At 66.3% G+C, this 23,696-nt stretch carries 25 protein-coding genes; 11 read left to right on the top strand and 14 right to left on the bottom strand.

The features are described from left to right. The 5 genes from AX702_RS02830 to AX702_RS02810 form a co-directional block, all read right to left on the bottom strand. Window positions 1–418, bottom strand: a 418-nt coding sequence (locus AX702_RS02830; protein ID WP_066775896.1) for a nucleotidyltransferase family protein, incomplete at its 3' end; no start/stop codon positions are given. Further along, window positions 405–1,328, bottom strand: a complete 924-nt coding sequence (locus AX702_RS02825; RefSeq protein WP_066775894.1) for an XdhC family protein — start codon at window positions 1,326–1,328, stop codon at window positions 405–407. The genes AX702_RS02830 and AX702_RS02825, both read right to left, overlap by 14 nt. 3 nt (window positions 1,329–1,331) lie before the next feature. Then, window positions 1,332–3,536, bottom strand: a complete 2,205-nt coding sequence (locus AX702_RS02820) for a xanthine dehydrogenase family protein molybdopterin-binding subunit (protein ID WP_066775891.1) — start codon at window positions 3,534–3,536, stop codon at window positions 1,332–1,334. Continuing rightward, window positions 3,533–4,507 carry an FAD binding domain-containing protein gene (locus AX702_RS02815; RefSeq protein ID WP_066775890.1) on the bottom strand — a complete coding sequence of 325 codons (975 nt, stop codon included), beginning with the start codon at window positions 4,505–4,507 and terminating at the stop codon, window positions 3,533–3,535. Before AX702_RS02815 ends, AX702_RS02820 begins: the two co-directional genes overlap by 4 nt. Beyond that, complete coding sequence (locus tag AX702_RS02810) at window positions 4,504–5,007, bottom strand: 2Fe-2S iron-sulfur cluster-binding protein (RefSeq protein ID WP_082745943.1); 504 nt, start codon at window positions 5,005–5,007, stop codon at window positions 4,504–4,506. The genes AX702_RS02815 and AX702_RS02810 overlap by 4 nt, the downstream gene beginning before the upstream one ends. A gap of 99 nt (window positions 5,008–5,106) precedes the next feature. Here AX702_RS02810 and AX702_RS02805 point away from each other — a divergent pair, with 99 nt between their 5' ends. Together AX702_RS02805 and AX702_RS02800 are read left to right on the top strand one after the other, a co-directional pair. Beyond that, window positions 5,107–6,099 (top strand): glycerophosphodiester phosphodiesterase, encoded by a 993-nt coding sequence (locus AX702_RS02805; protein WP_231731699.1) that lies wholly within the window; start codon window positions 5,107–5,109, stop codon window positions 6,097–6,099. Further along, on the top strand, window positions 6,099–6,383 hold the full coding sequence (locus tag AX702_RS02800) for a hypothetical protein (RefSeq protein WP_066775887.1): 285 nt from the start codon (window positions 6,099–6,101) through the stop codon (window positions 6,381–6,383). Before AX702_RS02805 ends, AX702_RS02800 begins: the two co-directional genes overlap by 1 nt. 246 nt (window positions 6,384–6,629) lie before the next feature. Here the strand turns inward: AX702_RS02800 and AX702_RS02795 are convergent, their stop codons facing one another. Beyond that, complete coding sequence (locus AX702_RS02795) at window positions 6,630–6,926, bottom strand: hypothetical protein (protein ID WP_066775885.1); 297 nt, start codon at window positions 6,924–6,926, stop codon at window positions 6,630–6,632. A 70-nt stretch (window positions 6,927–6,996) separates the two neighbouring features. Next, window positions 6,997–7,839 carry a pantoate--beta-alanine ligase gene (gene panC / locus AX702_RS02790; RefSeq protein WP_066775883.1) on the bottom strand — a complete coding sequence of 281 codons (843 nt, stop codon included), beginning with the start codon at window positions 7,837–7,839 and terminating at the stop codon, window positions 6,997–6,999. A gap of 80 nt (window positions 7,840–7,919) precedes the next feature. Between panC and AX702_RS02785 the strand changes: the two genes are divergently transcribed. Beyond that, on the top strand, window positions 7,920–8,702 hold the full coding sequence (locus tag AX702_RS02785) for a division plane positioning ATPase MipZ (RefSeq protein WP_066775881.1): 783 nt from the start codon (window positions 7,920–7,922) through the stop codon (window positions 8,700–8,702). Next, complete coding sequence (locus tag AX702_RS02780; RefSeq protein ID WP_331710373.1) at window positions 8,699–8,986, top strand: J domain-containing protein; 288 nt, start codon at window positions 8,699–8,701, stop codon at window positions 8,984–8,986. Before AX702_RS02785 ends, AX702_RS02780 begins: the two co-directional genes overlap by 4 nt. Window positions 8,987–9,020: 34 nt before the next feature. On the opposite strand, the gene AX702_RS02775 is transcribed toward AX702_RS02780, so the two are convergent. Together AX702_RS02775 and AX702_RS02770 are read right to left on the bottom strand one after the other, a co-directional pair. After that, the gene (locus AX702_RS02775) at window positions 9,021–9,905 is read right to left on the bottom strand and encodes an LOG family protein (protein ID WP_066775880.1); all 885 of its coding nucleotides are present in this window, start codon (window positions 9,903–9,905) and stop codon (window positions 9,021–9,023) included. Window positions 9,906–9,916: 11 nt separating this feature from the next. Next, window positions 9,917–10,564, bottom strand: a complete 648-nt coding sequence (locus AX702_RS02770; RefSeq protein ID WP_066775879.1) for an extensin family protein — start codon at window positions 10,562–10,564, stop codon at window positions 9,917–9,919. 222 nt (window positions 10,565–10,786) lie between these two features. Between AX702_RS02770 and AX702_RS02765 the strand changes: the two genes are divergently transcribed. The 6 genes from AX702_RS02765 (at window position 10,787) to AX702_RS02740 (ending at window position 18,564) form a co-directional block, all read left to right on the top strand. Further along, window positions 10,787–11,941 (top strand): phosphoserine transaminase, encoded by a 1,155-nt coding sequence (locus AX702_RS02765; protein WP_066775877.1) that lies wholly within the window; start codon window positions 10,787–10,789, stop codon window positions 11,939–11,941. Window positions 11,942–12,091: 150 nt separating this feature from the next. After that, on the top strand, window positions 12,092–13,669 hold the full coding sequence (serA, locus tag AX702_RS02760; RefSeq protein WP_066775875.1) for a phosphoglycerate dehydrogenase: 1,578 nt from the start codon (window positions 12,092–12,094) through the stop codon (window positions 13,667–13,669). 97 nt (window positions 13,670–13,766) lie between these two features. Further along, window positions 13,767–14,162 carry an endonuclease domain-containing protein gene (locus tag AX702_RS02755; RefSeq protein WP_231731698.1) on the top strand — a complete coding sequence of 132 codons (396 nt, stop codon included), beginning with the start codon at window positions 13,767–13,769 and terminating at the stop codon, window positions 14,160–14,162. Beyond that, window positions 14,159–15,250, top strand: a complete 1,092-nt coding sequence (locus tag AX702_RS02750; RefSeq protein ID WP_066775873.1) for an ATP phosphoribosyltransferase regulatory subunit — start codon at window positions 14,159–14,161, stop codon at window positions 15,248–15,250. The genes AX702_RS02755 and AX702_RS02750 overlap by 4 nt, the downstream gene beginning before the upstream one ends. A 129-nt stretch (window positions 15,251–15,379) precedes the next feature. Beyond that, the gene (locus tag AX702_RS02745; RefSeq protein WP_066775871.1) at window positions 15,380–16,669 is read left to right on the top strand and encodes an adenylosuccinate synthase; all 1,290 of its coding nucleotides are present in this window, start codon (window positions 15,380–15,382) and stop codon (window positions 16,667–16,669) included. A gap of 89 nt (window positions 16,670–16,758) precedes the next feature. Continuing rightward, entirely contained in the window at window positions 16,759–18,564 is a 1,806-nt protein-coding gene (locus AX702_RS02740) for an acyclic terpene utilization AtuA family protein (protein WP_066775869.1), read from the top strand. 283 nt (window positions 18,565–18,847) lie between these two features. Here AX702_RS02740 and rpoN read toward each other — a convergent pair whose 3' ends face one another. From rpoN to AX702_RS02715, 5 genes are all read right to left on the bottom strand, one after another. After that, window positions 18,848–20,332: an RNA polymerase factor sigma-54 gene (gene rpoN / locus AX702_RS02735; protein WP_066775868.1), complete on the bottom strand. Its 1,485-nt coding sequence runs from the start codon at window positions 20,330–20,332 to the stop codon at window positions 18,848–18,850. A 90-nt stretch (window positions 20,333–20,422) separates the two neighbouring features. Beyond that, entirely contained in the window at window positions 20,423–21,199 is a 777-nt protein-coding gene (gene lptB, locus AX702_RS02730) for an LPS export ABC transporter ATP-binding protein (protein ID WP_066775898.1), read from the bottom strand. Window positions 21,200–21,301: 102 nt separating this feature from the next. Beyond that, window positions 21,302–21,826, bottom strand: a complete 525-nt coding sequence (locus AX702_RS02725; protein WP_066775863.1) for an LptA/OstA family protein — start codon at window positions 21,824–21,826, stop codon at window positions 21,302–21,304. Between the two features lie 6 nt (window positions 21,827–21,832). Further along, window positions 21,833–22,471, bottom strand: coding sequence for an LPS export ABC transporter periplasmic protein LptC (gene lptC / locus AX702_RS02720; protein ID WP_066775861.1), 639 nt, complete (start codon window positions 22,469–22,471; stop codon window positions 21,833–21,835). A gap of 140 nt (window positions 22,472–22,611) precedes the next feature. After that, window positions 22,612–23,232 (bottom strand): ribonuclease D, encoded by a 621-nt coding sequence (locus AX702_RS02715; protein WP_066775859.1) that lies wholly within the window; start codon window positions 23,230–23,232, stop codon window positions 22,612–22,614. A 284-nt stretch (window positions 23,233–23,516) separates the two neighbouring features. Here AX702_RS02715 and AX702_RS22365 point away from each other — a divergent pair. Further along, on the top strand, window positions 23,517–23,696 hold a 180-nt coding region (locus AX702_RS22365; RefSeq protein ID WP_197420478.1), incomplete at its 3' end, for a hypothetical protein.

The raw sequence follows: 23,696 nt of genomic DNA, 5'->3' as shown, positions 1-23,696 counted from the left end.
CAAGGCGCGGGGGACGGCCGGTGCTGGCTGAGGCGACGACAGCGTCACCTCCCTCGGCAGCGTCGAGCAAGCGGCGGACATGCGCCGCGGTGATGCAGGGCATGTCGGCGAGCGCGACCAGTAACGCACCCGCGCCTTGCGCCCGGGCCCACGCCACGCCCAGGCGGAGCGAGGAGGCCATGTCCGCCGCCGCATCGCGATTTTCGATCACGGCAAAGCCGTGCGCCGCATAGTCGATGCGGCAGCGGCGGACGATCGCGGCACGGGCGCGAAACGGGATGCCGGCCAGTGTCTCCGCCGGGTGCAGCCCCAATGGCCGGCCGGCGAGCGGCTCGTCCAGCTTGCTGCGCTCTCCCCCGAACCGCTGCGACTGGCCGGCGGCGAGCAGGATGAGCGCGGTGTTCTCAGCCGCGATCATGAAAAGCCTTCACCATCGCGCCGGCGATGGAGAGGGCGATTTCAGCCGGGCCGATCGCGCCGATATCGAGGCCGACCGGGCCGTCGATCCGTTCCAGATCGGCGGGCGTGATGCCCGCGGCGGCGAGGCGTTCAAGGCGGGCGGCGTGGCTCCTGCGGCTGCCGAGCGCACCGACATAGCCGGCGTTGGTGGACAGAGCGGCGATCAGCGCCGGATCGTCAATCTTGGTATCGTGGCTGAGCGTCACCACCGCTGTCGAAGGGCCGGGCTTGTAGGCCGCCACGGCTTCATCAGGCCAGCGATCGTCCAGCACCGTATCAGGGAAACGTTCATCGGTAAGGAAGCGGCCGCGCGGATCGACCACCACCGTCTCAATGCCCAAGGTACGGGCGAGGCCGACCAGCGACTGGGCGATCTGCACCGCACCGACGACGATCAGCCGCCGCGGCGGATCGTAGCGGTTGGCGAAGATCTCTCCCGTCTCGATCGGCCTGAGGTCGCTGTGACCGCTCTCCAGATCGGTGGTGACGGTGAGCGCCTGGCCATCGGCGCGCGCCTCGATGATGCGGTCAAACAATTCGGGGTCGAAGCCTTCGGCCGATACCGGCTGCACCATCACGCTGATCTCGCCGCCGCACGGCAGGCCGACCTCCCAGGCGCTGGCATCGGCGACGCCATATTTCTTAACCGCGAATGGGGCGCCGGCGATGACCTGCGCCGCTGTATCGAGTATGTCGCCCTCGACACAGCCGCCCGAGACGGAGCCTTCAAACCGGCCGTCCTCATGCACCAGCATGTGGCTGCCGCGCGGGCGGGGCGCCGAGCCCCAGGTGGAGACCACCGTGGCAAGCGCCATGCGGTCGCCCTTCCACGTCTGAGCCGCGGAAAGGACGCTGTCGTTATCAGCCATGAATTACACCGGTGGAAGATGAGGGAGAAGTTTGTCGAGCGTCACCGGCATGTCGTAGATGCGCACGCCGGTGGCATTGTGGATGGCATTGACCACCGCCGCGCCCGAGCCGGCGATGCCAAGCTCGCCCACTCCCTTCGCGCCAACAGGATTGGCCGAACCGTCGATCTCCTCGACGAAATAGGCCTCGATCTGCGGCACGTCGGCATTCACGGCGACATGATACTCGCCGAAATCGGGGTTCACGAAGCGGCCGTTGCGCGGATCGACCACGCCATCCTCGCTCAAGGCATAGGCGAGGCCCCAGACCATGCCGCCGATGATCTGGTTCTTCGCGGTCTTTTCATTGAGCACGCGGCCAATGTCGAACACGCCTAGCATGCGGCGCACGCGCACTTCGCCCGTGACGGCGTTGACCGCGACCTCGGCGAATTGCGCGCCATGGCTCGCCTGGCTGGTCGCCTGGGATTCCTTGCCCGGCGAGGTCTTGCCCCGGGCGCTGATCGGGGAGCCGCGAACGAGATCGGCGAGCGGGTTGCTGCGACCGCCAGCGGTGACCACGCCGTTCTCCAGCTGAAGATCCTCGGGCGCGGCATTCATGCGACGGCCGAGCTCAGCGAGGATGTCCTCGCAGGCGAGCGCGGCGGCGGCGCAGGCGCTGCCCGCCCCGAACGAGCCGCCCGATCCGGCGCTGGGCGGCAGATCGCTGTCGCCGATCACCACATCGATCGCCTCGATCGGCAGGCCGAGCATGTCGCCGACCGTCTGCGCCAGGATCGTGTAAGTGCCGGTGCCGATGTCGGTCATGTCGGTGCGCACGGTCGCGCGGCCGTCATCGCCCAGGATCACCTCCGCCTCGGCGTTGACAGTGAAATTGCCGCGCAAGGCCGCGGCCATGCCCATGCCGATCAGCCATTCGCCTTCTCGCCGGCTGCCGGGCGTCGTCTCGCGCCGATCCCAGCCGAAGCGGCGAGCGCCCTCGTCGTAGCAATCGAGCAGGCGGCGAGTGGAGAAGCGCTTGCCGGTGGTTGGATCCTTCGTCGGTTCGTTGCGGCGGCGAAGCTCGATCGGGTCGAGGCCAAGCTGCTCGGCCAATTCGTCCATCGCGCATTCAACCGCGAAGGTGCCGATCGCCTCGCCCGGCGCGCGCACCGCACCCGTCGCCGGCAGGTCGATCCGCGCGAGATCGGTGCGGAAACGGCGCGCCTCGCCGGCGTAGAGCGGCAATGTGCCGAAGGGTACCGGCTCCAGGAAAGCGCTGTCGTCGTTCTGGTAGGCGACGCTTTCGTGGCCGATGGCGCTGATCCGCCCGTCGTGGTCGGCGCCGATGCGCAGGCGCTGCGTCGTGGGGGAGCGATGGTGGACCATATAGGCGGTCTGGCGGCGAGTGAGGGCGACCTTGACCGGTCGGCCAATCTTCTCGGCAGCGATGGCAGCGAAGATCACCTCCGGGCCAACGCCGGTTTTCCCGCCGAAGCCGCCGCCGACATAAGGCGCGAGCACGCGGACGCGATCCGCCTCGATGCCGAGCGCGCTGGCGATCGTGCCCTTCGCGCCGCCGATCACCTGATTGCTGGTGCGCACGACAAGCCGGTCACCCTCCCACCAGGCGAGCGTGGCATGCGGCTCAAGCGCGGCGGGGAAGTGGATCGGGGTGGTGTAGGTGCGATCGATCACCACCTCCGCCGCGGCGAGCGCCGTATCCAGATCGCCGCGGTTCACCGGGGGGAGAAAGCCGAGCTTGTGATCGCGCTGGATCTCCACCGCGGCGGCGTCGAAGCGGCCGGGCGCTTCGTCATAGCTGACCCGGACGAGGCGCGCGGCGGCGCGGGCGACCTCCTGTGTTTCCGCGACGACGATCGCCACGCCCTGGCCGTAGTGGAACACCTCATCCTTGCCGATGGCGGACATGGCGCGCGAATTGCCCTCGCCCGTCGGCATGCGAGGGTCGCCGTGGATCACTGCGACGACGCCGGGCGCAGCCTCCGCCTCGGCCGCATCGATGCCCGTGACGCGCCCACGGCCAATGCTGGCCTGAACGATGGCGAGATAGGCGGTGTTTTCCGGGGCCTGCTCAAAGGCGTAGGGCGCGGCGCCGCTGACCTTCTCGCGCGCCTCGTAGCGGTCGAGCGGCTTGCCGAGCAGGCCCTGCCGGGCGCGGTCGAGCGCCGCCGGACGATAGGGCGCGTCCATTGCGAGATCGTTCATGCCGGCTCCGCGGTCAGATCGCGCAGCGCGGCGACGAGCACGCGCCGTGCGAGCGGGATCTTGAAATCATTGTGGCCGAAGCCGCGTGCGTCGCGGAGCAGCGCATCGGCGGCGGCATCGAAGGCTGCCTGCCCGGCCGGCTTGCCGATCAGCGCGGCCTCAACGGCGGGATCGCGCCATGGCTGGTGGGCGAGGCCGCCGAAAGCGAGCGCAGCATGAGTGATCGTGCCGTCCTCAACTGTCACGACCCCCGCGACCGAGACGAGCGCGAAGGCGTAGGAGGCGCGGTCGCGGACCTTCCGGTAAAGCTGCCGCGCACCGGCCGCCGGGGCGGGAAGCGCGATGTGGGTGATGAGCTCGCCCGGCTCCAGCAACGTCTCGATCTGCGGCGTGTCACCGGGCAGGCGGTAAAATTCGCCGAGTGGGATGCGGCGGCGATCGCCATCGGGCTTCAGCGTCACCACCGTCGCGTCGAGCGCCCGCATCGCCACCGGCATGTCGCCAGGGTGGGTGGCGATGCACTGATCGCTGGTGCCGAGGATCGCGTGGATGCGGTTGAACCCGCCCAGCGCGTCGCAGCCGCTGCCGGGCACGCGTTTGTTGCAGGCGGCGTGGGTGTCGTAGAAGAAATAGCAGCGGGTGCGCTGGAGCAGATTGCCGCCGGTGGTCGCCTTATTGCGCAGCTGGCCCGAGGCGCCGGCGAGCAGCGCACGGCTGAGCGCCGGATAGAGCGCGATGACGCGCGGGTCGGCGGCAAGGTCGCTGTTGGGAACGAGCGCGCCGATCAGCAGCCCGCCATCCTGTTCCTCGATCGTGTTCAGAGCGAGCCGGCTGATGTCGACCAGCTTTTCCGGCGTCTCGACCTGCAATTTCATCAGGTCGAGCAAATTGGTGCCGCCGGCGATGAAGCGGCCGCCGGCGCGCACCGCTTCCTCCGGGCTGTCGGCGCGGGCATAATCGAAGGTCTTCATGCCTCCTGCCCCTGCGCGTGAACCTCTCGAATGGCATCGACGATGTTCGGATAAGCGGAGCAGCGGCAGAGATTGCCGCTCATCCGCTCGCTGATTTCGGCCTCGTCGAATACGGGGGCGGAGAGATCATCGCTGACGTGGCTTGGCCAGCCCTTCGCCATTTCATCGAGCATACCGACCGCGGAGCAAATCTGCCCCGGCGTGCAATAACCGCATTGATAACCGTCATGCCGAACGAACGCCGCTTGCATGGGATGGAGCGTATCGCTGCTGCCAAGACCCTCGATCGTCACGATGTCATCATCCTGATGCATCACCGCGAGCGTGAGACACGCATTGATCCGCCGCCCGTTCACCAACACCGTACAGGCGCCGCACTGACCATGATCGCAGCCCTTCTTGGTGCCCGTCAGGGCGAACTCCTCACGGAGAACGTCGAGGAGCGAGGCTCGGATATCGGGATCGGCCTCGCGCTTGCTGCCGTTGATGGTGAAGCGCATGGAGGCAATATGCGCCGTTCGTTCATTCGATCCAAGTATGCCGCGATATTTCTTGTTATGGCGCTGGCGGGCGGATGCGCTTCGCGGCAAGCAGCGCCGATGCAACCGGCCGATCCACACTCCGTCCCGCTCTCCGCGCCGATCGTCATCGCGCATCGTGGCGCTTCGGGAGAACGACCGGAGCACACGATCGCGGCGTATGAACTGGCGATCGCGCAAGGTGCTGACGTGATCGAGCCGGATCTGGTGCCGACCAGCGACGGAGTGCTGGTCGCGCGGCACGAAAACGAGATCGGCGAGACAACCGACGTTGCGGCTCATCCCGAGTTCGCCGGCCGGCACACGACCAAGATGATCGATGGCCGCGCGGTGACGGGCTGGTTCACCGAGGATTTCACCCTGGCCGAGTTGAAGACGCTGCGCGCGAGGGAGCGGCTGCCGCAGCTGCGGCCGGGCAATCGCGCGTTCGACGGCCAGGAGACGATCCCGACGCTGGACGAGGTGATCGCGCTGGCCAAGCAGCACAAGGTCGCGATCTATCCGGAAACCAAGCACCCGACCTATTTCGCCGCAATCGGAAAAGGGACCGACGCGCCGCTCGTGGCTGCGCTGCGGCGCGCCGGATGGGATGATGCGCAAGCGCCGGTCTTCATCCAGTCCTTTGAGGTCAAGAACCTCCAGCGGCTGAAATCAATGACCCAGGTGCGGCTGATCCAGTTGATCGACGGCGCCGCCGGGCCTGCCGATGGCGCGGCGCGAAGCTATGCCGACATGGTCACGCCGGAAGGGCTGAAGGCGATTTCGGCCTATGCCTGGGGGATCGGGCCGAACAAGGCGATGCTGTGGCAAGGCACCGTGCCCAGCGGGATCGTGCGTGATGCCCATGCAGCGGGACTGCGCGTCCACCCCTGGACCTACCGGGCCGAGAACCAGTTCCTGCCCGCTGCTTATCGGCGGGCCGACGATCCTCAGGGGCAGGGCGATCTCCATGCCGAGATTTCGGCGGCCCTTGGCCTTGGTATCGACGGGTTCTTCACTGATTTCCCTGCTATAGGCGTGCGGGCGCGCAATGGCGCGCGGGGAGCTCAGTGATGCGTAAAGTGCTTGTGATTTCAGCTGCCGCCCTGCTTCCGCTGATTGCGGGCGGATGCGTGCGAACGGCAGCCAGCGTTGTGACCGCACCGTTCAAGGCAGCAGGGCAGGTCGTCGACTGGACCACCACCAGCCAAGACGAGGCCGATCGCAACTACGGCCGGGAAATGCGCAAGAAGGAGGCGCGCGAGGGCCGCGAGCGGCGCGACTGGGAAAAGCGCTGCCGCAAGGATCCGGAGACTTGTGGTCGGTACGATGGCTATGTCGCTAGCCAGGACAATTGAGGCCTGATCCGGCGACCGTGATCCGCTTCCCCGGTGTTCGCCGGGGAGGTGCTTTGCAACAAGGATAGGGTTTACGGCAGGCTTTGCTCACCTGTGCCGTTCGTCCCGTGCTTGTCGCCAGGCGGTTTCGGCCCCTGCGTCGACAAGCTCAGTATGAACGATGATCGTGGCACGAGCCGACGCGTGAGCCGCCCCGCATGCACCAGTCTGCTTACCTGAGCCGAGCGCCAGCGCCGACGGCGGCGCTTATGCCGCGCGCCGCTGGCCCATTGCGAGGATCGCGCGTGCCGCACGCTGGGCGGTGGCGATTTCGCGTGCCGACATGTCGTCCGCAATCTCCGCCCGCGCGGCCTGAGCGGCAGCGTTGCCGGCGACTGCGGCCAAGTTGAACCATTTGTGCGCTTCAACGAGATCGTAATCGGCACCGTCCGTGCCGGTAGAATAAGCGACGCCCAGATCGTAGCAGGCGTGTCCGTCGCCGCGCATCGCATCCGGCAGCCGGCTGTCAATCAGCAGCTGCGCACCTTTCAGGCTGGTCCCCATGTCGATTGCCCCTGGTTCAAGTTCCCCCAGGCGCAACGTGCAGCGATTCGCCTCACCAAATCGTTAATGGTTAATCCAGCGGTATCGCTATGTTGTCGATAAGCCGGGTCTGCCCCATTCGTGCCGCGGCAAGCAGGCGTCGCGGGCGGTCTGCTGCCGGCGCCTCCGTCAGCGTTTCAGCATCCACCAGCGCGACGTAATCGACCACGAAGCCGGCGGTGACCAGGCTGGCTTGCGCCTCCGCCAGCACGTCGGCGGGTGATGTGCCACGCGCGATTTCCCGCGCCGCGACGCCAAGCGCACGGGGCAGGGCCACCGCCTTGGCCCGTTCCTCCTCGTCGAGGTAGATATTGCGGGAGGACAGGGCGAGGCCGTCATCGTCGCGTTGAGTCGGCACGCCGACAACCTCGATCGGGAAGTTCAGGTCCGTCACCAAGCGACGGATCACCTGCAACTGCTGAAAATCCTTTTCACCGAAATAGGCGGCATCGGGGCCGACCTGATTGAACAGCTTGGCGACAACAGTGGCGACCCCGTCGAAGTGCCCAGGCCGCGCGGCGCCGTCCAGCCCCTCGGTCACGCCGGTAATGCCGATGCTCGTGGCGAAACCGTCCGGGTACATCGCCTCGACCGGCGGCAACCAGAGGAGATCGCACCCGGCCTCCACCAGCATGCGCGAATCCGCCGCCTCGCGCCGCGGGTAGCGCGCGAGATCCTCATTCGGTCCGAACTGCTTGGGATTGACGAAGATGGAGGCGACCACTTTCGTGCCCGGGCGCTTCGCCGCCTCGACCAGTGCGATATGGCCGGCGTGAAGCGCGCCCATGGTGGGGACAAGGGCGACGCGCGCGCCATCCGCGCGGAAGGCAGCGATCGCTGCGCGCAGGTCGTTCAAATCACGCACGGTCTGCACGCGGGCGAAACTCCACTCGAAACCTAACCGGCGGGCATCTATGGGGATCGCTGCACGCGATCAACAAAGGATGCGACGATTTGCCGACCGGTCCCGACAATACCCATGTGATCGTTTTCGCCAATGAGAAGGGCGGGACGGGCAAGTCGACGACGGCGGTGCATGTCGCCATCGCCCTGGCGGTTCGCGGCGCCCGCGTGGCCTGCCTCGATTTGGATCATCGCCAGCGGACCATGGGGCGCTATCTCGACAATCGTACGGAATCGGTACGCCGCACCGGATCGGAACTCGCGATCCCGCGCTATCGCACTGCGCATGAGGATTTCGAGGACGCTTATGCGGAGATGCTGCAGGGCGCGGACTTCCTGGTGATCGATACGCCTGGCCGCGATGATCCCTATGCCCGCGCCGCGGCCACCCGGGCCGACACCTTGGTCACGCCGATGAATGACAGCTTCGTCGATTTCGATCTGATCGGGCAGGTTCACCCCGAAACCTTCAAGGTGACGCGGCCAAGCTTTTATTCCGAGCTGATCTGGGACGCCCGCAAGGCACGCGCGAAGGCCGACGGATCGACGATCGACTGGGTGGTGCTGCGCAATCGCCTGCAGCATATCGAGGCGCGCAACATGCGGCGCGTGTCGGACGCGCTGGATCAGCTGGCGAAGCGGGTTGGCTTTCGCGTCATCCCCGGCCTTGGCGAGCGCGTGATCTATCGTGAACTCTTCCCGTCCGGCCTTACCATGCTTGATGCCAAGGAGTTCGGCGCAATGGGGCTGGGGCATGTCGCGGCGCGGCAGGAACTGCGCGAAATGATGGCCGGGCTGTCGCTGCCCGAGCCAGCGCTGACCTCTGTCGCATGATGTTCAAGCTGCTGATCGCGCTACTGGTGGCCTATGCCGGCTGGCGATTGTGGAAGAACGGTATGGGCGGGCGAAAGGTACGCCAGCGCGCCGTGCCGCAGGAACCGGGCGATGCGGCCGCCGCACGGCGCCTCCTGGGCGTGGACCGCGCCGCGGACGAAGCGACCATCCGCGCCGCGCATCGGCGGCTGATGGCTGAGGCGCATCCCGATCGTGGCGGCTCTGCGGACGAGGCGCGGGCGCTGAACGCGGCCCGCGACCTGTTGCTCGACCGGGCAGGATAGGCCGGAGCGATCCGGCACCCGGCCGCCTCGTGTGTCAGGCCGGCGGCGCCGGATCCTGCTGCGCCCGCTCCTGATAGAAGCGCTGAACGACCGCCCAGCCTTCGGCAGCGCTTTCGACATAGGTGAAGATGTCGAGATCGCGCTCTGCGATCACGCCTTCCTCCACAAGCGCTTCGAAGTTCACCACCTTTTCCCAGAATTCGCGGCCGAACAGCAGCACCGGGATGGGGGCGACCTTGCCGGTCTGGATCAGCGTCAGCAGTTCGAACAGCTCGTCGAACGTGCCGAAGCCGCCGGGGAACGCGGCGAGCGCACGGGCGCGCAGGAGAAAGTGCATCTTCCTGAGCGCGAAATAGTGGAACTGCATCGACAGCGACGGCGTCACATAGGGATTGGGCGCCTGTTCGTGCGGCAGGACGATGTTCAACCCGATCGATTCGGCATGAACGTCCGCCGCGCCACGGTTCGCGGCTTCCATGATCGACGGGCCGCCGCCCGAGCAGACCACAAAATGCCGCTTCCCCTGCTCATCACGGGGAAAGTTGCTGGCGAGACGGGCGAGTTCGCGCGCCATGTCGTAATATTTCGACTTGGCGACCAGCTTCTCGGCAATGTGGCGGTGTTCCGGATCCGCCATGTCGAGCATCGCCTGCGCCTTGGCGGGCTCCGGAATGCGGGCCGAGCCATAGACGACAAAGGTGGAGCCGATATGCGCTTCCTCCAGCAGCAGCTCGGGCTTCAATAGCTCGAGCTGGAAGCGGACGGGGCGCAGATCCTCACGCAGGAGGAAATCCATGTCCTGAAAGGCGAGCTTGTAGGCGGGATTTTCGGTCTGGGGCGTCGAGATGTTGCCCTTGGCCGATTCGGCATCCTGGCGAGCGCGCGGAAAGGTGCGGCTCGGTACGCGAGTTTCTGTCATTTCGTGGGCCTTTAGCGGCAGAAATCGGCCTTGTCGTCCTCCAGATGGAAGTGATTGCGGTGCGCGCTGTTATAGTCGGGGCTCAGCACCGTACCGAAGCGCTTGCAGGCGGAGCGATGGATGACCTGCATGAAGCGGCGCACATCGGGGTCGGGCGAGTTCCAGTCGTTGAGGATCGTGATCCGCCGGCCGTCCTTCAGCTGGAAGCCGCCGATATCCAGCGCATTGGCGATCGAATGGCCCGAGCGGCGCGCGGTGCCGGCGACGTTGCGACAATTGTAGGTGCCCATGCTTTCGACCTTGGCAAGCTCGCTACCGAGGATCTGATAGGCGGCAGGAGCGACCGCGTTGCGCGCCCATTGCGCATAGGTGCGCGCCGCGCCGCAGCGGATCGCGCCGAGGTTCGTCGTGGGCACGCCGATGTCGAGCAGCTTCACCGTTCCCACGATGCCACAGCCGGGAGCGAACTGGCGGTCGGGCAGCACTTCGAATGCGACGCCGAGCGCGCGAAGGTCGCGGTGGCATTGTGCGGTTTCGCGCGACATCGGCCCGTCGACGCGCCGAACGGGCGTGCGCGAATCGGAACGCGCCGGCGGCTCCGACCGGCCGCACGCGGCAAGCAACGTTGCGAGCGCCAGAAGGAAAAACGAACGCACCAAGCCCCCCGTTCGCGCCGCGATCGATGACGCGCCCCCCTTTTTTACACGATTTCCCAGAAGGAAAGCACGTGCGGCGGCAGCCGGGCCGAATGGAGCGTGCGGAAGGCTGAGCCGAGTCGGTGGCACCGTCAGGCGGTTGCCACGTTAGCTCCGGTTGACTAGAGCCGTCGGCGGGCCACGCGGTCCCAACGCCGCGCGTGCTCTCTGTAAGGAGAGTCTTAAATGACTGATACGACGCTCGCCGACACCACTCTTGCGCCTGCGAAACCCGCCGCAAAGCCGGCGCGACCCTATTTTTCCTCTGGTCCCTGCGCCAAGCCTCCCGGCTGGGATGCCGCCAAGCTGTCCGACGTCTCGCTCGGCCGCTCGCACCGTTCCAAGATCGGCAAGCAGCGCCTCGCTTATTGCATCGATCTGATGCGCGAGCTGCTAAAGCTCCCTGATACGCACCGCATCGGCATCGTTCCGGGTTCGGACACCGGGGCCTTCGAAATGGCGATGTGGACCATGCTGGGCGCCCGCCCCGTCACCGCGCTCGCCTGGGAAAGCTTCGGCGAAGGCTGGGTGACCGACGCGGTCAAGCAGCTCAAGATCGACCCCACGATCATCCGCGCCGACTACGGCCAGCTGCCCGATCTCGGCGAAGTCGATTGGTCGAACGACGTGCTGTTCACCTGGAACGGCACCACCAGCGGCGTGCGCGTGCCGAACGGCGACTGGATCGCCGACGACCGCGAGGGGCTGAGCTTCGCCGACGCGACCAGCGGCGTGTTCGCTTACGACCTGCCGTGGGACAAGATCGATGTCGCCACCTTCTCCTGGCAGAAGGTACTGGGCGGCGAGGGCGCGCATGGCGTGCTGATCCTTGGCCCGCGTGCGGTGGAGCGGCTTGAATCGTACACTCCCGCCTGGCCGCTGCCGAAGGTGTTCCGCCTCGTTTCCAAGGGCAAGCTCGCCGAGGGCGTGTTCAAGGGCGAGACGATCAATACGCCGTCGATGCTGGCGGTGGAGGACGCGATCTTCTCGCTGGAGTGGGCGAAGTCGCTGGGCGCTGGCGGGCTGATCGCGCGCTCCGATGCGAACGCCAAGGCCCTGGACGAGATCGTGCAGGCGCGCGACTGGCTCGGGCATCTGGCGGCTGATCCGGCGTCGCGCTCGACCACCAGCGTGTGCCTGACGGTGGATGCCGACGAAGCGGTGATCAAGAAGATGGTCGCGCTCCTGGAGGCGGAAGGCGCGGCGCTCGACATCGGCGGGTATCGCGATGCACCGCCGGGCTTGCGCATCTGGTGCGGCGCCACGGTCGATACCGCAGATATCGTGGCGCTCGGCCCCTGGCTGGACTGGGCCTACGCGACGGCCAAAGCGGCCGCCTGATTTCTCCCTCTCCCCACTTGTGGGGAGAGGGCCGGGGAGAGGGGCAGTCCCTCTCCGCTTTTCACAACAATCTTTAGGGTCGGATGCGGGGCTCTTGACTGCCTCTCTCCCCGACCCTCTCCCCGCCAGCGGGGAGAGGGAGACTTCAAAATGCCAAAAGTTCTCATTTCCGACAAAATGGACCCCAAGGCCGCGCAGATTTTCCGCGAGCGCGGCGTGGAAGTGGACGAGATCACCGGCAAGACGCCGGACGAGCTGAAGGCCATCATCGGCCAGTATGACGGCCTCGCGATCCGCAGCTCCACCAAGGTGACCAAGGAGATCCTTGAGCACGCGACCAACCTCAAGGTCGTCGGCCGCGCCGGCATCGGCGTCGACAATGTCGACATTCCCGCGGCGAGCGCGAAGGGCGTGGTCGTCATGAACACCCCGTTCGGCAATTCGATTACCACCGCCGAGCATGCCATCGCGCTGATGTTCGCGCTGGCGCGTGATCTGCCGGAGGCGGATCGCTCCACCCAGGCGGGCAAGTGGGAAAAGAACCGCTTCATGGGTGTCGAGGTGACCGGCAAGACGCTGGGCCTGATCGGCGCGGGCAACATCGGCTCGATCGTCGCCGATCGCGCGCTGGGTCTGAAGATGAAGGTCGTCGCCTTCGATCCGTTCCTCACCGAGGAGCGCGCGATCGAACTGGGCGTGCAGAAGGTGACGCTGGACGAGTTGCTGGCGCGCGCCGATTTCATCACGCTGCACACCCCGCTCACCGACCAGACGCGCAACATCCTGTCGGCCGAGAATCTCGCCAAGACCAAGAAGGGCGTGCGCATCATCAATTGCGCCCGTGGTGGCCTGATCGACGAGGCGGCGCTGAAGCAGGGCCTCGACAGCGGCCATATCGGCGGGGCGGCGCTCGACGTGTTCGTGACCGAGCCGGCCAAGGAAAGCCCGCTGTTCAACACGCCGAACTTCATCTCCACGCCGCACCTCGGCGCGTCCACCACCGAGGCGCAGGTCAACGTGGCGATCCAGGTGGCCGAGCAGATGGCCGATTATCTCGTCTCGGGCGGCGTCACCAACGCGCTCAACATGCCGAGCCTGTCGGCTGAGGAAGCGCCCAAGCTGAAGCCGTACATGGGCCTTGCCGAGAAGCTCGGCAGCCTCGTCGGCCAGCTGGCGCATGGCGCGATCGACCGCGTGTCGATCCACTCGGAAGGCGCCGCGGCGGAGCTGAACCCCAAGCCGCTGACCAGCGCGGTGCTGAAGGGCTTCCTCGGCACGCAGACCGACACGGTTAACATGGTCAACGCGCCCGTGCTGGCGCGTGATCGCGGCATGGAAGTGCGCGAGATCCGCACTGAGCGCGAGGGCGATTACCACACGCTGCTGCGCGTATCGGTACGCACCGCGGACGGCGAGCGCTCGGTCGCAGGCACGCTCTTCGGCGATCAGGCGCCGCGTCTGGTGGAGCTGTTCGGCATCAAGGTCGAGGCCGATCTGACCGGCGCGATGCTGTATGTCGTGAACGAGGATGCGCCGGGGTTCATCGGCCGGCTCGGCACGACGCTGGGCGAGGCAGGCGTCAACATCGGCACGTTCCACCTCGGTCGGCGCCAGGCCGGCGGGGAGGCAGTGCTGCTGCTGTCGGTCGACGAGCCGGTGACGGCGGAGCTGCTGGCCAAGGTGAAGGCGCTGCCGGGCGTGAAGACCGCCATGGGGCTGCGGTTCTGATGTGATGCCGATGCTTGTGCCGCTTGCGAGAGGCGAGCGGGACGGGCACCTCTTCTCCCTCTCCCCGCTGGCGGGGAGAGGGCAGGGGAGAGGGGCAGTGACGAGAACCGATGTTGACCTGCTGAAGCGCGCGAAGGCGATGCGCAGCGAGATGACGTCGGCCGAGGCGCGGCTCTGGTATCACCTGCGCGGCAAAAGGTTCGGCGACGTCAAGTTCAGCCGCCAGGTCGTGATCGGCCGCTATATCGCCGACTTTTGTGCCCGATCGCGCAAGCTGATCATCGAGGTTGACGGCGACACCCACGCAAGCAACGAAGCGCGCGATGCGCAGCGGACGGCTGTGCTGGAACGTGAAGGATATCGTGTGCTGCGTTTCACCAACGCTGACGTCATGCGGAACGAGGCCGGTGTGCTGCAGGCAATCGCTGTTGCGCTTGTGACTGCCCCTCTCCCCGGCCCTCTCCCCGGAGGGGAGAGGGAGATTTTCGCATGACCACGCTGCTTCCCGAAGGGTTTCGTGATCGGCTGCCGCCGCATGCTGATGGTGCCGCAAGTGTCGAGGCACGCGTGCTCGGCTTGGCGCGTTCCTATGGCTATGAGCGGGTCGATCCGCCGCTGGCTGAATTCGCCGAGGGGCTTGGCTCGCGATTGAAGGATGGCGGGCTGGCCGATGCGGTGCGCTTCGTCGATCCGGTGAGCCAGCGTACCATGGCGATCCGCCCCGACATCACCGCGCAGGTCGCCCGCATCGCCGCGACCCGCATGGCGCACCATCCGCGCCCCGTTCGCCTGAGCTATGCCGGTTCGGTGCTGAAGTTGCGTGGCGGCGCGCTGCAGCCGGAGCGCGAGGCGCGGCAGATCGGGTGCGAGCTTATCGGTCTCGATACCGTCGCGGCGGCACGCGAGGTGGTGACGGTGGCGGTCGAGGCACTGGCCGCGGCTGGCGCGACGGGCGTGTCGGTCGACTTCACGCTCCCTGACCTGGTCGATACGCTCGCCGCCGGGCCGCTGCCGGTCGAGGATGTCGACCGGCTGCGCGATCGGCTGGACGCCAAGGATGCCGGCGCGGTTGCAGAGCTCGCGCCGGCCTATCTGCCGCTGATCGAGGCGGCCGGGCCGTTCGAGGCTGCGGTGAAGCGGTTGCGCGCCTTCGATACGAGCAACGTCCTGGCGACGCGGCTTGACGGTCTGGAAGCTATTGCGGCGGCGCTGGGGTCGCGTGCGACGCTGACGCTTGATCCTACCGAGCGGCATGGCTTCGAATATCAGACGTGGCTGGGCTTCTCACTGTTTGCGCAAGGTGCGACCCGCGAAGTCGGACGCGGCGGCACCTACACGCTGATGCACGAAAACGGCGCGGAGGAGGCGGCGACCGGCTTTTCGCTGTTCGCCGCGGCTGTCGCGGGTAATGACGCAAGCGAGCGCCGCCGCCTGTTCCTGCCGGTCGGCACGCCCGAAGCAGCAGGCGCGGCCATGCGCCGGGACGGCTGGGTGACCGTTGCCGCGCTGGAGCCGGGCGATACGCCGGAGAAGCAATTGTGCACGCATCTGCTGGTCGACGGCGAGGCCCGGCCGCTCTGAAAGCGCGCAGGAGTTTGACAGCCACCATCATGCCCCGCTAACCGCGCGGCGCAATTTCTGGCCCTTCCTTGCCGCCGAGTCCTGTCGAAGGGCGGCGAGGATCATCCCGGCAGGGGGAGTATTGTACCCATGGCGAATGTAGCGGTGATCGGTGCCCAGTGGGGCGACGAGGGCAAGGGCAAGATCGTCGACTGGCTGGCCGAGCGCGCCGACATGGTGGTGCGCTTTCAGGGCGGCCACAATGCCGGCCACACGCTGGTGGTGGGCGAGCAGGTGTACAAGCTGTCGCTGCTGCCGTCGGGGATCGTGCGCGGTACGCCCTCCGTCATCGGCAATGGCGTCGTGCTCGATCCCTGGGCCCTGCGTGCGGAGGTGGAGAAACTGTCGGCGCAGGGTGTGAAGGTATCGCCTGACACGCTGCGCATCGCCGACACTTGCGCGCTCATCCTGCCGTTCCATCGCGACCTGGACGGGCTGCGCGAGGATGCGAGCGGCGCGGGGAAGATCGGAACCACGCGGCGCGGCATTGGGCCCGCCTATGAGGACAAGGTCGGCCGCCGCGCCATCCGCGTCTGCGACCTGGCGCATCTGGACGATCTGGATCCGCAACTCGATCGACTGACCGCGCACCATGATGCGCTGCGCGCCGGTTTCGGCGAGCCGCCGATCGATCGTGCGCGGCTGCTGGCCGACCTGCGCGAGATCGCCGATTTCGTTCTGTCCTTTGCCAAGCCGGTGTGGCGCGACCTGAACGACGCGCGCAGCCGTGGCCGCCGCATCCTGTTCGAGGGCGCGCAAGGCGTGCTGCTCGACATCGATCACGGCACCTATCCGTTCGTCACTTCCTCCAACACGATCGCCGGGACGGCGGCGGGTGGTTCCGGCCTCGGACCGGGCGCCGTCGGGTTCGTATTGGGCATTGCCAAGGCGTACACGACGCGTGTCGGCTCCGGCCCGTTCCCGACCGAGCTGGAGGACGAGACCGGCGAGCGGCTGGGCACGCGCGGGCATGAATTCGGCACCGTCACCGGGCGCAAGCGCCGCTGCGGCTGGTTCGATGCCGTGCTGGTGCGCCAGTCCGCCGCTGTCAGCGGTATCACCGGCATCGCGCTGACCAAGCTGGACGTGCTCGACGGCTTCGAGACGATCTCCATCTGCACCGGCTACAAGCTGCGCGGCGAGACGCTTGACTATTTCCCGTCGCATGCGGCGGATCAGGCGGCGGTGGAGCCGATCTACGAAGTAATGGAAGGCTGGTCGCAATCGACCGCCGGTGCGCGCAGCTGGGCCGACCTGCCGGCGCAGGCGATCAAATACATCCGCCGTATCGAGGAACTGATCAACTGCCCGGTCGCGCTGGTTTCCACCAGCCCCGAACGGGAGGACACGATCCTGGTGCGCGACCCGTTCGCTGATTGATCGGATGCCCCCTCCCGGAAGCGGGAGGGGTGAAGCTTGCCTCCGTGTTCAATCCGTCTACCCTCTTCCGAAACATAGGGAGAGGGCGGATGGCCAAAATCGTGCGCATCGGCGGCGCGGGCGGGTTCCTGGGCGATAGCTCGGTCGCAGCGCCGCAGCTGCTGGCTAGCGGCAAGCTTGACTATATGATCCTCGACTACCTGGCCGAGGCGACCATGGCGCCGCTCGGCCAGCTGAAACAGGTCCGCCCCGACCAGGGCTATGCGCGCGATTTCACCGAATGGGTGTGGAAGGACAATCTGCGCGAGTTCAAGGAACAGGGCGTGCGCGTCGTGACCAATGCGGGCGGCGTGAACCCGGAGGCGTGCCGGGCGCGGATGGAGGAAATCGCCGCCGAGGCCGGCATCTCGTTCCGCATCGCGATCATCACCGGCGACGACCTGATCGATCGCGTGCCCGACTTTGCCGCCAATGGCATACTCGAGATGTTCAGTGACCTGCCCTTTCCCGATCCGAAGAAGGTGTGGACCGCCAATGCCTATCTCGGCGGCGGGCCGATCGCGGCGGCGCTCGCTGCCGGCGCGGATGTGGTCATCACCGGCCGGGTGGTGGACAGCGCGCTGACGCTGGGGCCGCTGATGCATGAATTCGGCTGGCAAGCGGACGATCATGACCGGCTTTCCGCCGGATCGCTCGCCGGCCATGTCATCGAATGCGGCGCGCAAGCGACCGGTGGCCTCTTTACCGATTGGGAAAAGGTGCCGGACTGGGCGCATATCGGCTATCCGATCATCGAATGCCACGCCGACGGCGACTTCGTCGTCACCAAGCCGGAGGGGACCGGCGGGCTCGTCTCCCCGGCGGCCGTTTCCGAGCAAATCCTCTACGAGGTCGGTGATCCGCAGGCCTATGCGTTACCGGACGTGGTGTGCGACTTTTCCCAGCTGAGCGTCACCGAGGACGGCGAGGGACGGGTGCGCGTTTCCAATGCGAAGGGATATCCGCCGACGGGCAAGCTCAAGACCTGCGTGACCTTCGAGAACGGGCATCGCTTCATCGGCATCATGCCCGTGGTGGGGCGCGATGCGGCGAGAAAGGCGCAGGCGCAGGCTGAGGCCGTGCTGACCCGAGTGGGCGAAATGCTACGCGGGCGGAACCTGCCGCCGCTGCGCGACACGCGCGTCGAGCTGTTGGGGACGGAGGCGAGCTATGGCGCTCAGGCCAGCCCGGCGCTCTCCGCCACCCGCGAGGTGATCGCCCGCATCGGTGCGGAGCATGAGGACGCCGATGCGCTGAACATCATGATGCGCGAATTCGATTCGCCGACCACGTCGATGAGCGTGGGATCGACCGGCTGGTTCGGGGCGCGGCCGACGATCTCGCCGGTATCGCAGGTCTTCTCGTTCCTGGTCGACGGCGGATCCGTCTCCGCCAAAATTTCGCTGGGAGGGGAGACGATCACCGTGGAAAACCCGGCGCCGGCCACCCCGTTCGACGCGACGATGATCGTCCGGCCGCTAGCGGGGGAGGACGCTGACGCCGCCGAGCATCTGGTGGAGGTGCCGCTGATCCAAGTCGCCTGGGCGCGCTCCGGCGACAAGGGGAACGCCTTCAACGTCGGGGTGATTGCGCGCCGGCCGGAGTTCCTTCCCTGGATCCGCGCCGCCCTGACCGAAGACGCAGTGAAGGCGTTCTTCGCCCATGAATTTGAAGGCGCGTCACACCCGGAGGTCCGACGATACGATCTGCCGGGGATGAACGCGATCAACCTTCACTGCATTCAATCCTTGGGCGGGGGGCAATTCGCCAGCCTGCGCCTAGATGCGCTGGCCAAGGGCAAGGGACAGCAGTTGCTGGACATGAAGGTGAAAGTGCCACGGGCGCTGCTGGGGTAAGGCGCTCCTTCGCGACCGCTCCTCATGTCGGGCGTGACCGGAATGAGGAGCATTCCGCGAAGGCTGGCGCCGACGAGGATCGGGCGCTCTCCATAACAGCCATGCCGGCCTTCAGCAGGCACCCGGCCCCGCCGACCCGATGGTATGGCGCGCGCGGCATCTTGAATGTCGGCCAAGCGCGGGATGACGGTGGAGGATTAGGTCGACGTGACTGTTCGGCAATAGTGCTCGCTGCGCCACGAACCCCGGACGTAGCTCGGGATGGCGGCTGGTGGTGGGCGGTCTACCCGCCGCCCAGCGCGCGCTGACGCCGGCGTTGCACGGAGCTGCCGATCCCCATCGCCTCGCGATATTTCGCAACCGTGCGGCGTGCGATGTCGAAGCCCTTGGCGTTGAGCAGCTCGACCAGCGTGTCGTCGCTCAGGATCTTGGCGCCCTCGTTCGCAATCAGGCCCTTGATGGCGCTCTTCACCGCTTCTGCGGATACTGCGTCGCCGCCGTCGGCCGCTTGAATGGCGGAGGTGAAAAAGTACTTCAGTTCAAAGAGCCCGCGCGCGCAGCTCAGATATTTGTTCGAGGTGACCCGGCTGACCGTGGATTCGTGCATCTCGATCGCGTCCGCCACCTGACGCAGCGTCAGCGGGCGCAGGTGCGACACGCCGTGCAGAAAGAACGCCTCCTGCTGCCGCACGATCTCGGTCGCGACGCGGATGATGGTCTTTTGACGTTGGTCGAGCGCCTTCACCAGCCAGTTGGCGCTCGCCAGCATGTCGCCAAGCCATGCCTTCGACGCCTTGTCCTGCGGTCCGGCGGCGAGCTGCGCATGATAGCGGCGATCGACGAGCACGCGCGGCAGCGTCGAACTATCGATCTCCACCACCCAGCCGCCCCGAGTCCGGCGCACGTGGAGATCGGGCGTGACGGCCTGCATCGGCTCGCCGCCGAAGCGGGCGCCGGGCTTGGGATCATAATTGCGCAGCTCGCGGATCATGTCTGCCATGTCCTCGTCATCGACCTGGCAGATGCGCTTGAGACGAGGCAGTTCGCCGCGCGCGACGAGATCAAGATGGGCGATCAGCCTGGCCATCGCGGGATCATAGCGATCCGCTTCCCTGGCCTGCAGCGCGATACATTCGGCCAGATCGCGAGCGCCGACGCCTGTCGGATCAAAGGTCTGAATAACGCCAAGAACACGCTCGGCCTGCGCGAGTGGTACGCCTAGCCTGGAGGACACCTCCAGCAGATTGGCGGTCAGATAGCCCGCCTCGTCGATCAGGTCGATCAGATGCTGGGCGACGAACAGATCCGCGCCCGTCAGCACCTCGCCGGCCTGTTGCGACAGATGATCGGCCAGCGACGGGGCGGCTGCCGCGAAGGCATCAAGGTCTGGCGCGTCCTCGCCGGGGCCACTGGCCGTACCGTTCAGGCCAAGCCCGTCGCCAACGCTGCTGCCGCTGTCCGACGGGGCATCATCGAACCGCTCAGCCGCGATGTCGACGTCCAATGTTTCGCCAGCGGCCTCTCCGGCAAGGACGAGTTCGTCGGCCGGCGCGGGTTCATCGCGAAGAACCTCGCGCTCACGCTCGGCGAACGGCTCGTCCTCACCGGGCGACACCGCTTCCAGCAGCGGATTCTTCTCCAGCTCCTCCGCAATGACTCCCTCGATCTCGAGGTTCGACAGCGCAAGCAACTTGATCGCCTGCTGCAATTGCGGCGTCATCACCAGCGATTGCGACTGGCGAAGGTCGAGGCGAGGCGCGAGGCTCATCCGGCGAGCATCGGCTTGGCAAGTGGCATGTGGCCAGGCGCGATCCCATCTGTCGCCGGAAAGACGATGATGGTCACCATAGCCATCAACTCAGAGCGAGAACTCTTCGCCGAGATACAGGCGACGCACATTGGGATCGGCAACGAGATCCGCGGGCGCGCCGGTGAACAGCACCCGGCCATCGTAGATGATGTAGCCGCGATCCACGATGTCCAGCGTTTCGCGCACATTGTGATCGGTGATCAGAACGCCGATGCCGCGCTGCTTCAACTGCTTCACCAACGCGCGAATATCCGCGATCGACAGCGGATCGATGCCGGCGAACGGCTCGTCGAGCAGGATGATCGTTGGATCGGCGGCCAAGGCACGTGCAATTTCAGCGCGGCGGCGTTCACCGCCCGAAAGCGCCATTGCGGGGGCATCGCGCAGGCGGGTCAGGCCGAACTCGTCCAGCAAAGTATCAAGCTTGTGCTGCCGTGCGGCGGGATCGGGCTCCGCCAGTTCGAGCACGGTCAGAATGTTCTTCTCGATCGTCAGGCCACGGAAGATCGAGGTTTCCTGCGGCAGATAGCCAAGGCCCAATATGGCGCGCCGGTACATGGGAAGGCCCGTGATGTCCTCTCCGTCCAGCATGATCCGGCCGGCATCCGGCTTCACCAGGCCCATGACGGAGTAGAAGCAAGTCGTCTTGCCGGCGCCGTTCGGGCCGAGCAGGCCGACCACCTCGCCCCGCGCCACCGACACGGAAACGTCGCTCAGCACCACCCTTTTGTCATAGGACTTGGCGATGGAAACGACCTGAAGGCCGCTCAGGATCGGCGCTTCGTGGATCGGCTCCGCATGGGAGAGGGTGGTCGTATCGTCCATCGTTCGTCTGCAGCCTTGCGCTTGCCTGCCGGTACGCTGACGCGATCCGACTTTGGCAGGATTCATGCATGAGCTTGCGGCGCGGCGAAAGCCCCCTTGCGATCAGTTGCGCTTCGGAACGGAGAAGGTGCCCGTCACGCGGCCCGACGGCGCCGTTGTCACATTCCCGCCGCCTGCCGATCCGCCAGCGACCGACGAGCCATCGATCACCGCCCGGCCCGTATCAAGATTGATCGTCAGGCGGCCGCCGTTCACCGTATTGGCGCCCTGTGTCAGGCTGACCGCGCCCACCATGGTGATCACGCGCCGGTTCAGGTCATAAACCGCATATTGGCTGCGCGCCGTCTGATCCGGCCGACGCACGACGACGCCGCCCGCCGCATCCAGACGAGAGACCTGCGGATTTCCGCCGACCACCTGGCCGGTGTAGTTCACTGTCATGCGCGCCGCGTTGAGCGACATTTCCGCCTGACGCACCGCCACGTTGCCCGACAACACCGCGCGGTTGGCGCGATCCTGCAGCTCAATCGTGTCCGCGCCGAAATCAATCGGCGCGTTGGTGTTATGGCGCGTCTGAGCGATCGCGCCGGATGCGAACAGAAGGGCGAGGAGGGCCGCGCGTTTCATGGCGCGCTATCTCGCCCCTCGCGGGTTTACGCGCAAGCGGGCATTGCCGCGTAAAGTAACGGTTCGAGCCTCAAGATCCGCATCAAGCCGATCCGCGCTGAAGTTCCCCTGCGAAACCGTGCCCGTCACGCTGTTCGACGAGCGCAGCGTGCGCGTCTTGAGATCCACCGTCGCATCCTGCGTATCGAGGCTGTAGTTGTTGGGACCGCGGAATGCGATCGGCCCGTCGACCTTCACCCGCTCGCTTTCCATGTCATACCGGCCGGTAGGCGCAGTCAGCGTGGCTGGGCCGTCCTGCAACCGGATCTGCGCCGCCAGCTTGTTGATTTCGACCACCGGCTCCGCCGAGCTGCGCTGTACCGCGGAGCCAGCATTGAGCGTGAATGGCTGTCCCTTCGCATCCGAGCCGCGATATTGCGCGCGCTGAATCTTCAGCCGTTCCTTGGCCACTTCGACCTTGTTCTTGTCGAGCACGAACGACACGTCGCCCGCCGTGGTCAGCGGGGCCATGACCAGAAACGCGGCAAGCACGCCGATCAGCACCGGTAAAAGCCAGTGCGTGGTCGCGATGATCCGGTCATGCCGGCTGCCGGGCGCGGCCCAATGCTGGCGCCGGGATCGTTCCCGGACGGCGATGTCAGACATGGGCGCGCTTTCCTGTGAGTCTGATCGGATGGGCAGACCAGGAGAAACGAGGAAGACGCCAAAAGTTTCGCCCGCCCCGCGCGCGATTCACGTCCGTGACCCGGCCGGGCACGGTCGCGCGCAGGACGGCGAAGCCCGCGTCAGGCATGCGCAAAGATGTCCGTTTCAGCCCAGCCGGCCAGATCCAGTTCGGCACGATGCGGTAGAAAGTCGAAGCAGGCCTGAGCAATCTGCGTGCGCCCTTCGCGTGCCAGCCGCCGATCGAGCTCCTCACGCAGGCGATGGAGATAGCGAACGTCGGAAGCGGCATATTCGCGCTGCGCGTCGCTCAATTCCGGTCCACCCCAATCCGAGGATTGCTGCTGCTTGGAGATTTCCTGCCCGAGCAGTTCGCGCACCAGTTCCTTCAGACCATGACGATCAGTGTACGTGCGGATCAGGCGCGAGGCGATCTTGGTGCAGTAAACCGGAGCGGCAACGATCCCCATGTAATGGCGGATCGCGGCAATATCGAAACGACCAAAATGGTACAGTTTCAGCCTGGCAGGATCAGCCAGCGCGGCGCGCAGATGCGGCGCGGCATAATCCGACCCGGGACTGAACCGCACGAGATGTTCGTCGCCAAGCCCGTCCGAGATCTGCACCAGGCAAAGCCGGTCACGCGGGGTGATGAGCCCCATGGTCTCCGTATCGACGGCGAGCGGGGCACCCGGTGCGAACACATCACCCGGAAGATCTTCTTCATGGAAATAAACGGCCATGGGGCACGCCGTAGCGCGCGGCGCCGTCCGGCTCAACAACCGGTGAAAATGAGGTGGGACAAGCGCCCTGACAGCGGTAAGCTGTGCTTTAAGCGCGACAGTTGCGCAATGTTCGTTGCGTAATACTTGCTCTGCGCGACGAATCTGTTCGCAGCAGACGCGCCAATGCGCTATGACGACTCCTGTGGCGCACCAGCTTCCGCGTCACAAAGCCCTGCGCCGGCCGTCCATCGCGCGGGTCTTGAAACTGATTTGCGGGCGGAGCGGGAAGACGAACAGGGTTTATGGGTTACGAAAAAGGTGGCCGCGGCAATCGTGGCGGACGCGGGCGCGACAAGCGTGACGGCTTTGGTGGCGACGATTTCGGCGGCGGAGATTTCGGCGGCGGCGGCTTCAACAGCGGTGGCTTTGGTGGCGGCGGCTTCGGCGGCGGCGGCTTTGGCGGTGACCGCGGCGGCTTCGGC

The sequence above is a fragment of the Sphingomonas sp. CCH5-D11 genome (assembly GCF_001557395.1).
Taxonomy (GTDB): domain Bacteria; phylum Pseudomonadota; class Alphaproteobacteria; order Sphingomonadales; family Sphingomonadaceae; genus Sphingomonas.
Note: the sequence above shows the minus strand (reverse complement) of the source record. Positions and strands in the feature narration are given on the sequence as shown.

Excerpts from the sequence above, each read along its gene's own strand:
- AX702_RS02825 (WP_066775894.1), bottom strand. The coding sequence starts at position 1,328 with ATGGCTGATAACGACAGCGTCCTTTCCGCGGCTCAGACGTGGAAGGGC.
- AX702_RS02820 (WP_066775891.1), bottom strand. The coding sequence starts at position 3,536 with ATGAACGATCTCGCAATGGACGCGCCCTATCGTCCGGCGGCGCTCGAC.
- AX702_RS02815 (WP_066775890.1), bottom strand. The coding sequence starts at position 4,507 with ATGAAGACCTTCGATTATGCCCGCGCCGACAGCCCGGAGGAAGCGGTG.
- AX702_RS02810 (WP_082745943.1), bottom strand. The coding sequence starts at position 5,007 with ATGCGCTTCACCATCAACGGCAGCAAGCGCGAGGCCGATCCCGATATC.
- AX702_RS02805 (WP_231731699.1), top strand. The coding sequence starts at position 5,107 with ATGCAACCGGCCGATCCACACTCCGTCCCGCTCTCCGCGCCGATCGTC.
- AX702_RS02800 (WP_066775887.1), top strand. The coding sequence starts at position 6,099 with ATGCGTAAAGTGCTTGTGATTTCAGCTGCCGCCCTGCTTCCGCTGATT.
- AX702_RS02795 (WP_066775885.1), bottom strand. The coding sequence starts at position 6,926 with ATGGGGACCAGCCTGAAAGGTGCGCAGCTGCTGATTGACAGCCGGCTG.
- AX702_RS02780 (WP_331710373.1), top strand. The coding sequence starts at position 8,699 with ATGATGTTCAAGCTGCTGATCGCGCTACTGGTGGCCTATGCCGGCTGG.
- AX702_RS02775 (WP_066775880.1), bottom strand. The coding sequence starts at position 9,905 with ATGACAGAAACTCGCGTACCGAGCCGCACCTTTCCGCGCGCTCGCCAG.
- AX702_RS02765 (WP_066775877.1), top strand. The coding sequence starts at position 10,787 with ATGACTGATACGACGCTCGCCGACACCACTCTTGCGCCTGCGAAACCC.
- serA (WP_066775875.1), top strand. The coding sequence starts at position 12,092 with ATGCCAAAAGTTCTCATTTCCGACAAAATGGACCCCAAGGCCGCGCAG.
- AX702_RS02750 (WP_066775873.1), top strand. The coding sequence starts at position 14,159 with ATGACCACGCTGCTTCCCGAAGGGTTTCGTGATCGGCTGCCGCCGCAT.
- AX702_RS02745 (WP_066775871.1), top strand. The coding sequence starts at position 15,380 with ATGGCGAATGTAGCGGTGATCGGTGCCCAGTGGGGCGACGAGGGCAAG.
- AX702_RS02740 (WP_066775869.1), top strand. The coding sequence starts at position 16,759 with ATGGCCAAAATCGTGCGCATCGGCGGCGCGGGCGGGTTCCTGGGCGAT.
- rpoN (WP_066775868.1), bottom strand. The coding sequence starts at position 20,332 with ATGAGCCTCGCGCCTCGCCTCGACCTTCGCCAGTCGCAATCGCTGGTG.
- lptB (WP_066775898.1), bottom strand. The coding sequence starts at position 21,199 with ATGGACGATACGACCACCCTCTCCCATGCGGAGCCGATCCACGAAGCG.
- AX702_RS02725 (WP_066775863.1), bottom strand. The coding sequence starts at position 21,826 with ATGAAACGCGCGGCCCTCCTCGCCCTTCTGTTCGCATCCGGCGCGATC.
- lptC (WP_066775861.1), bottom strand. The coding sequence starts at position 22,471 with ATGTCTGACATCGCCGTCCGGGAACGATCCCGGCGCCAGCATTGGGCC.
- AX702_RS02715 (WP_066775859.1), bottom strand. The coding sequence starts at position 23,232 with ATGGCCGTTTATTTCCATGAAGAAGATCTTCCGGGTGATGTGTTCGCA.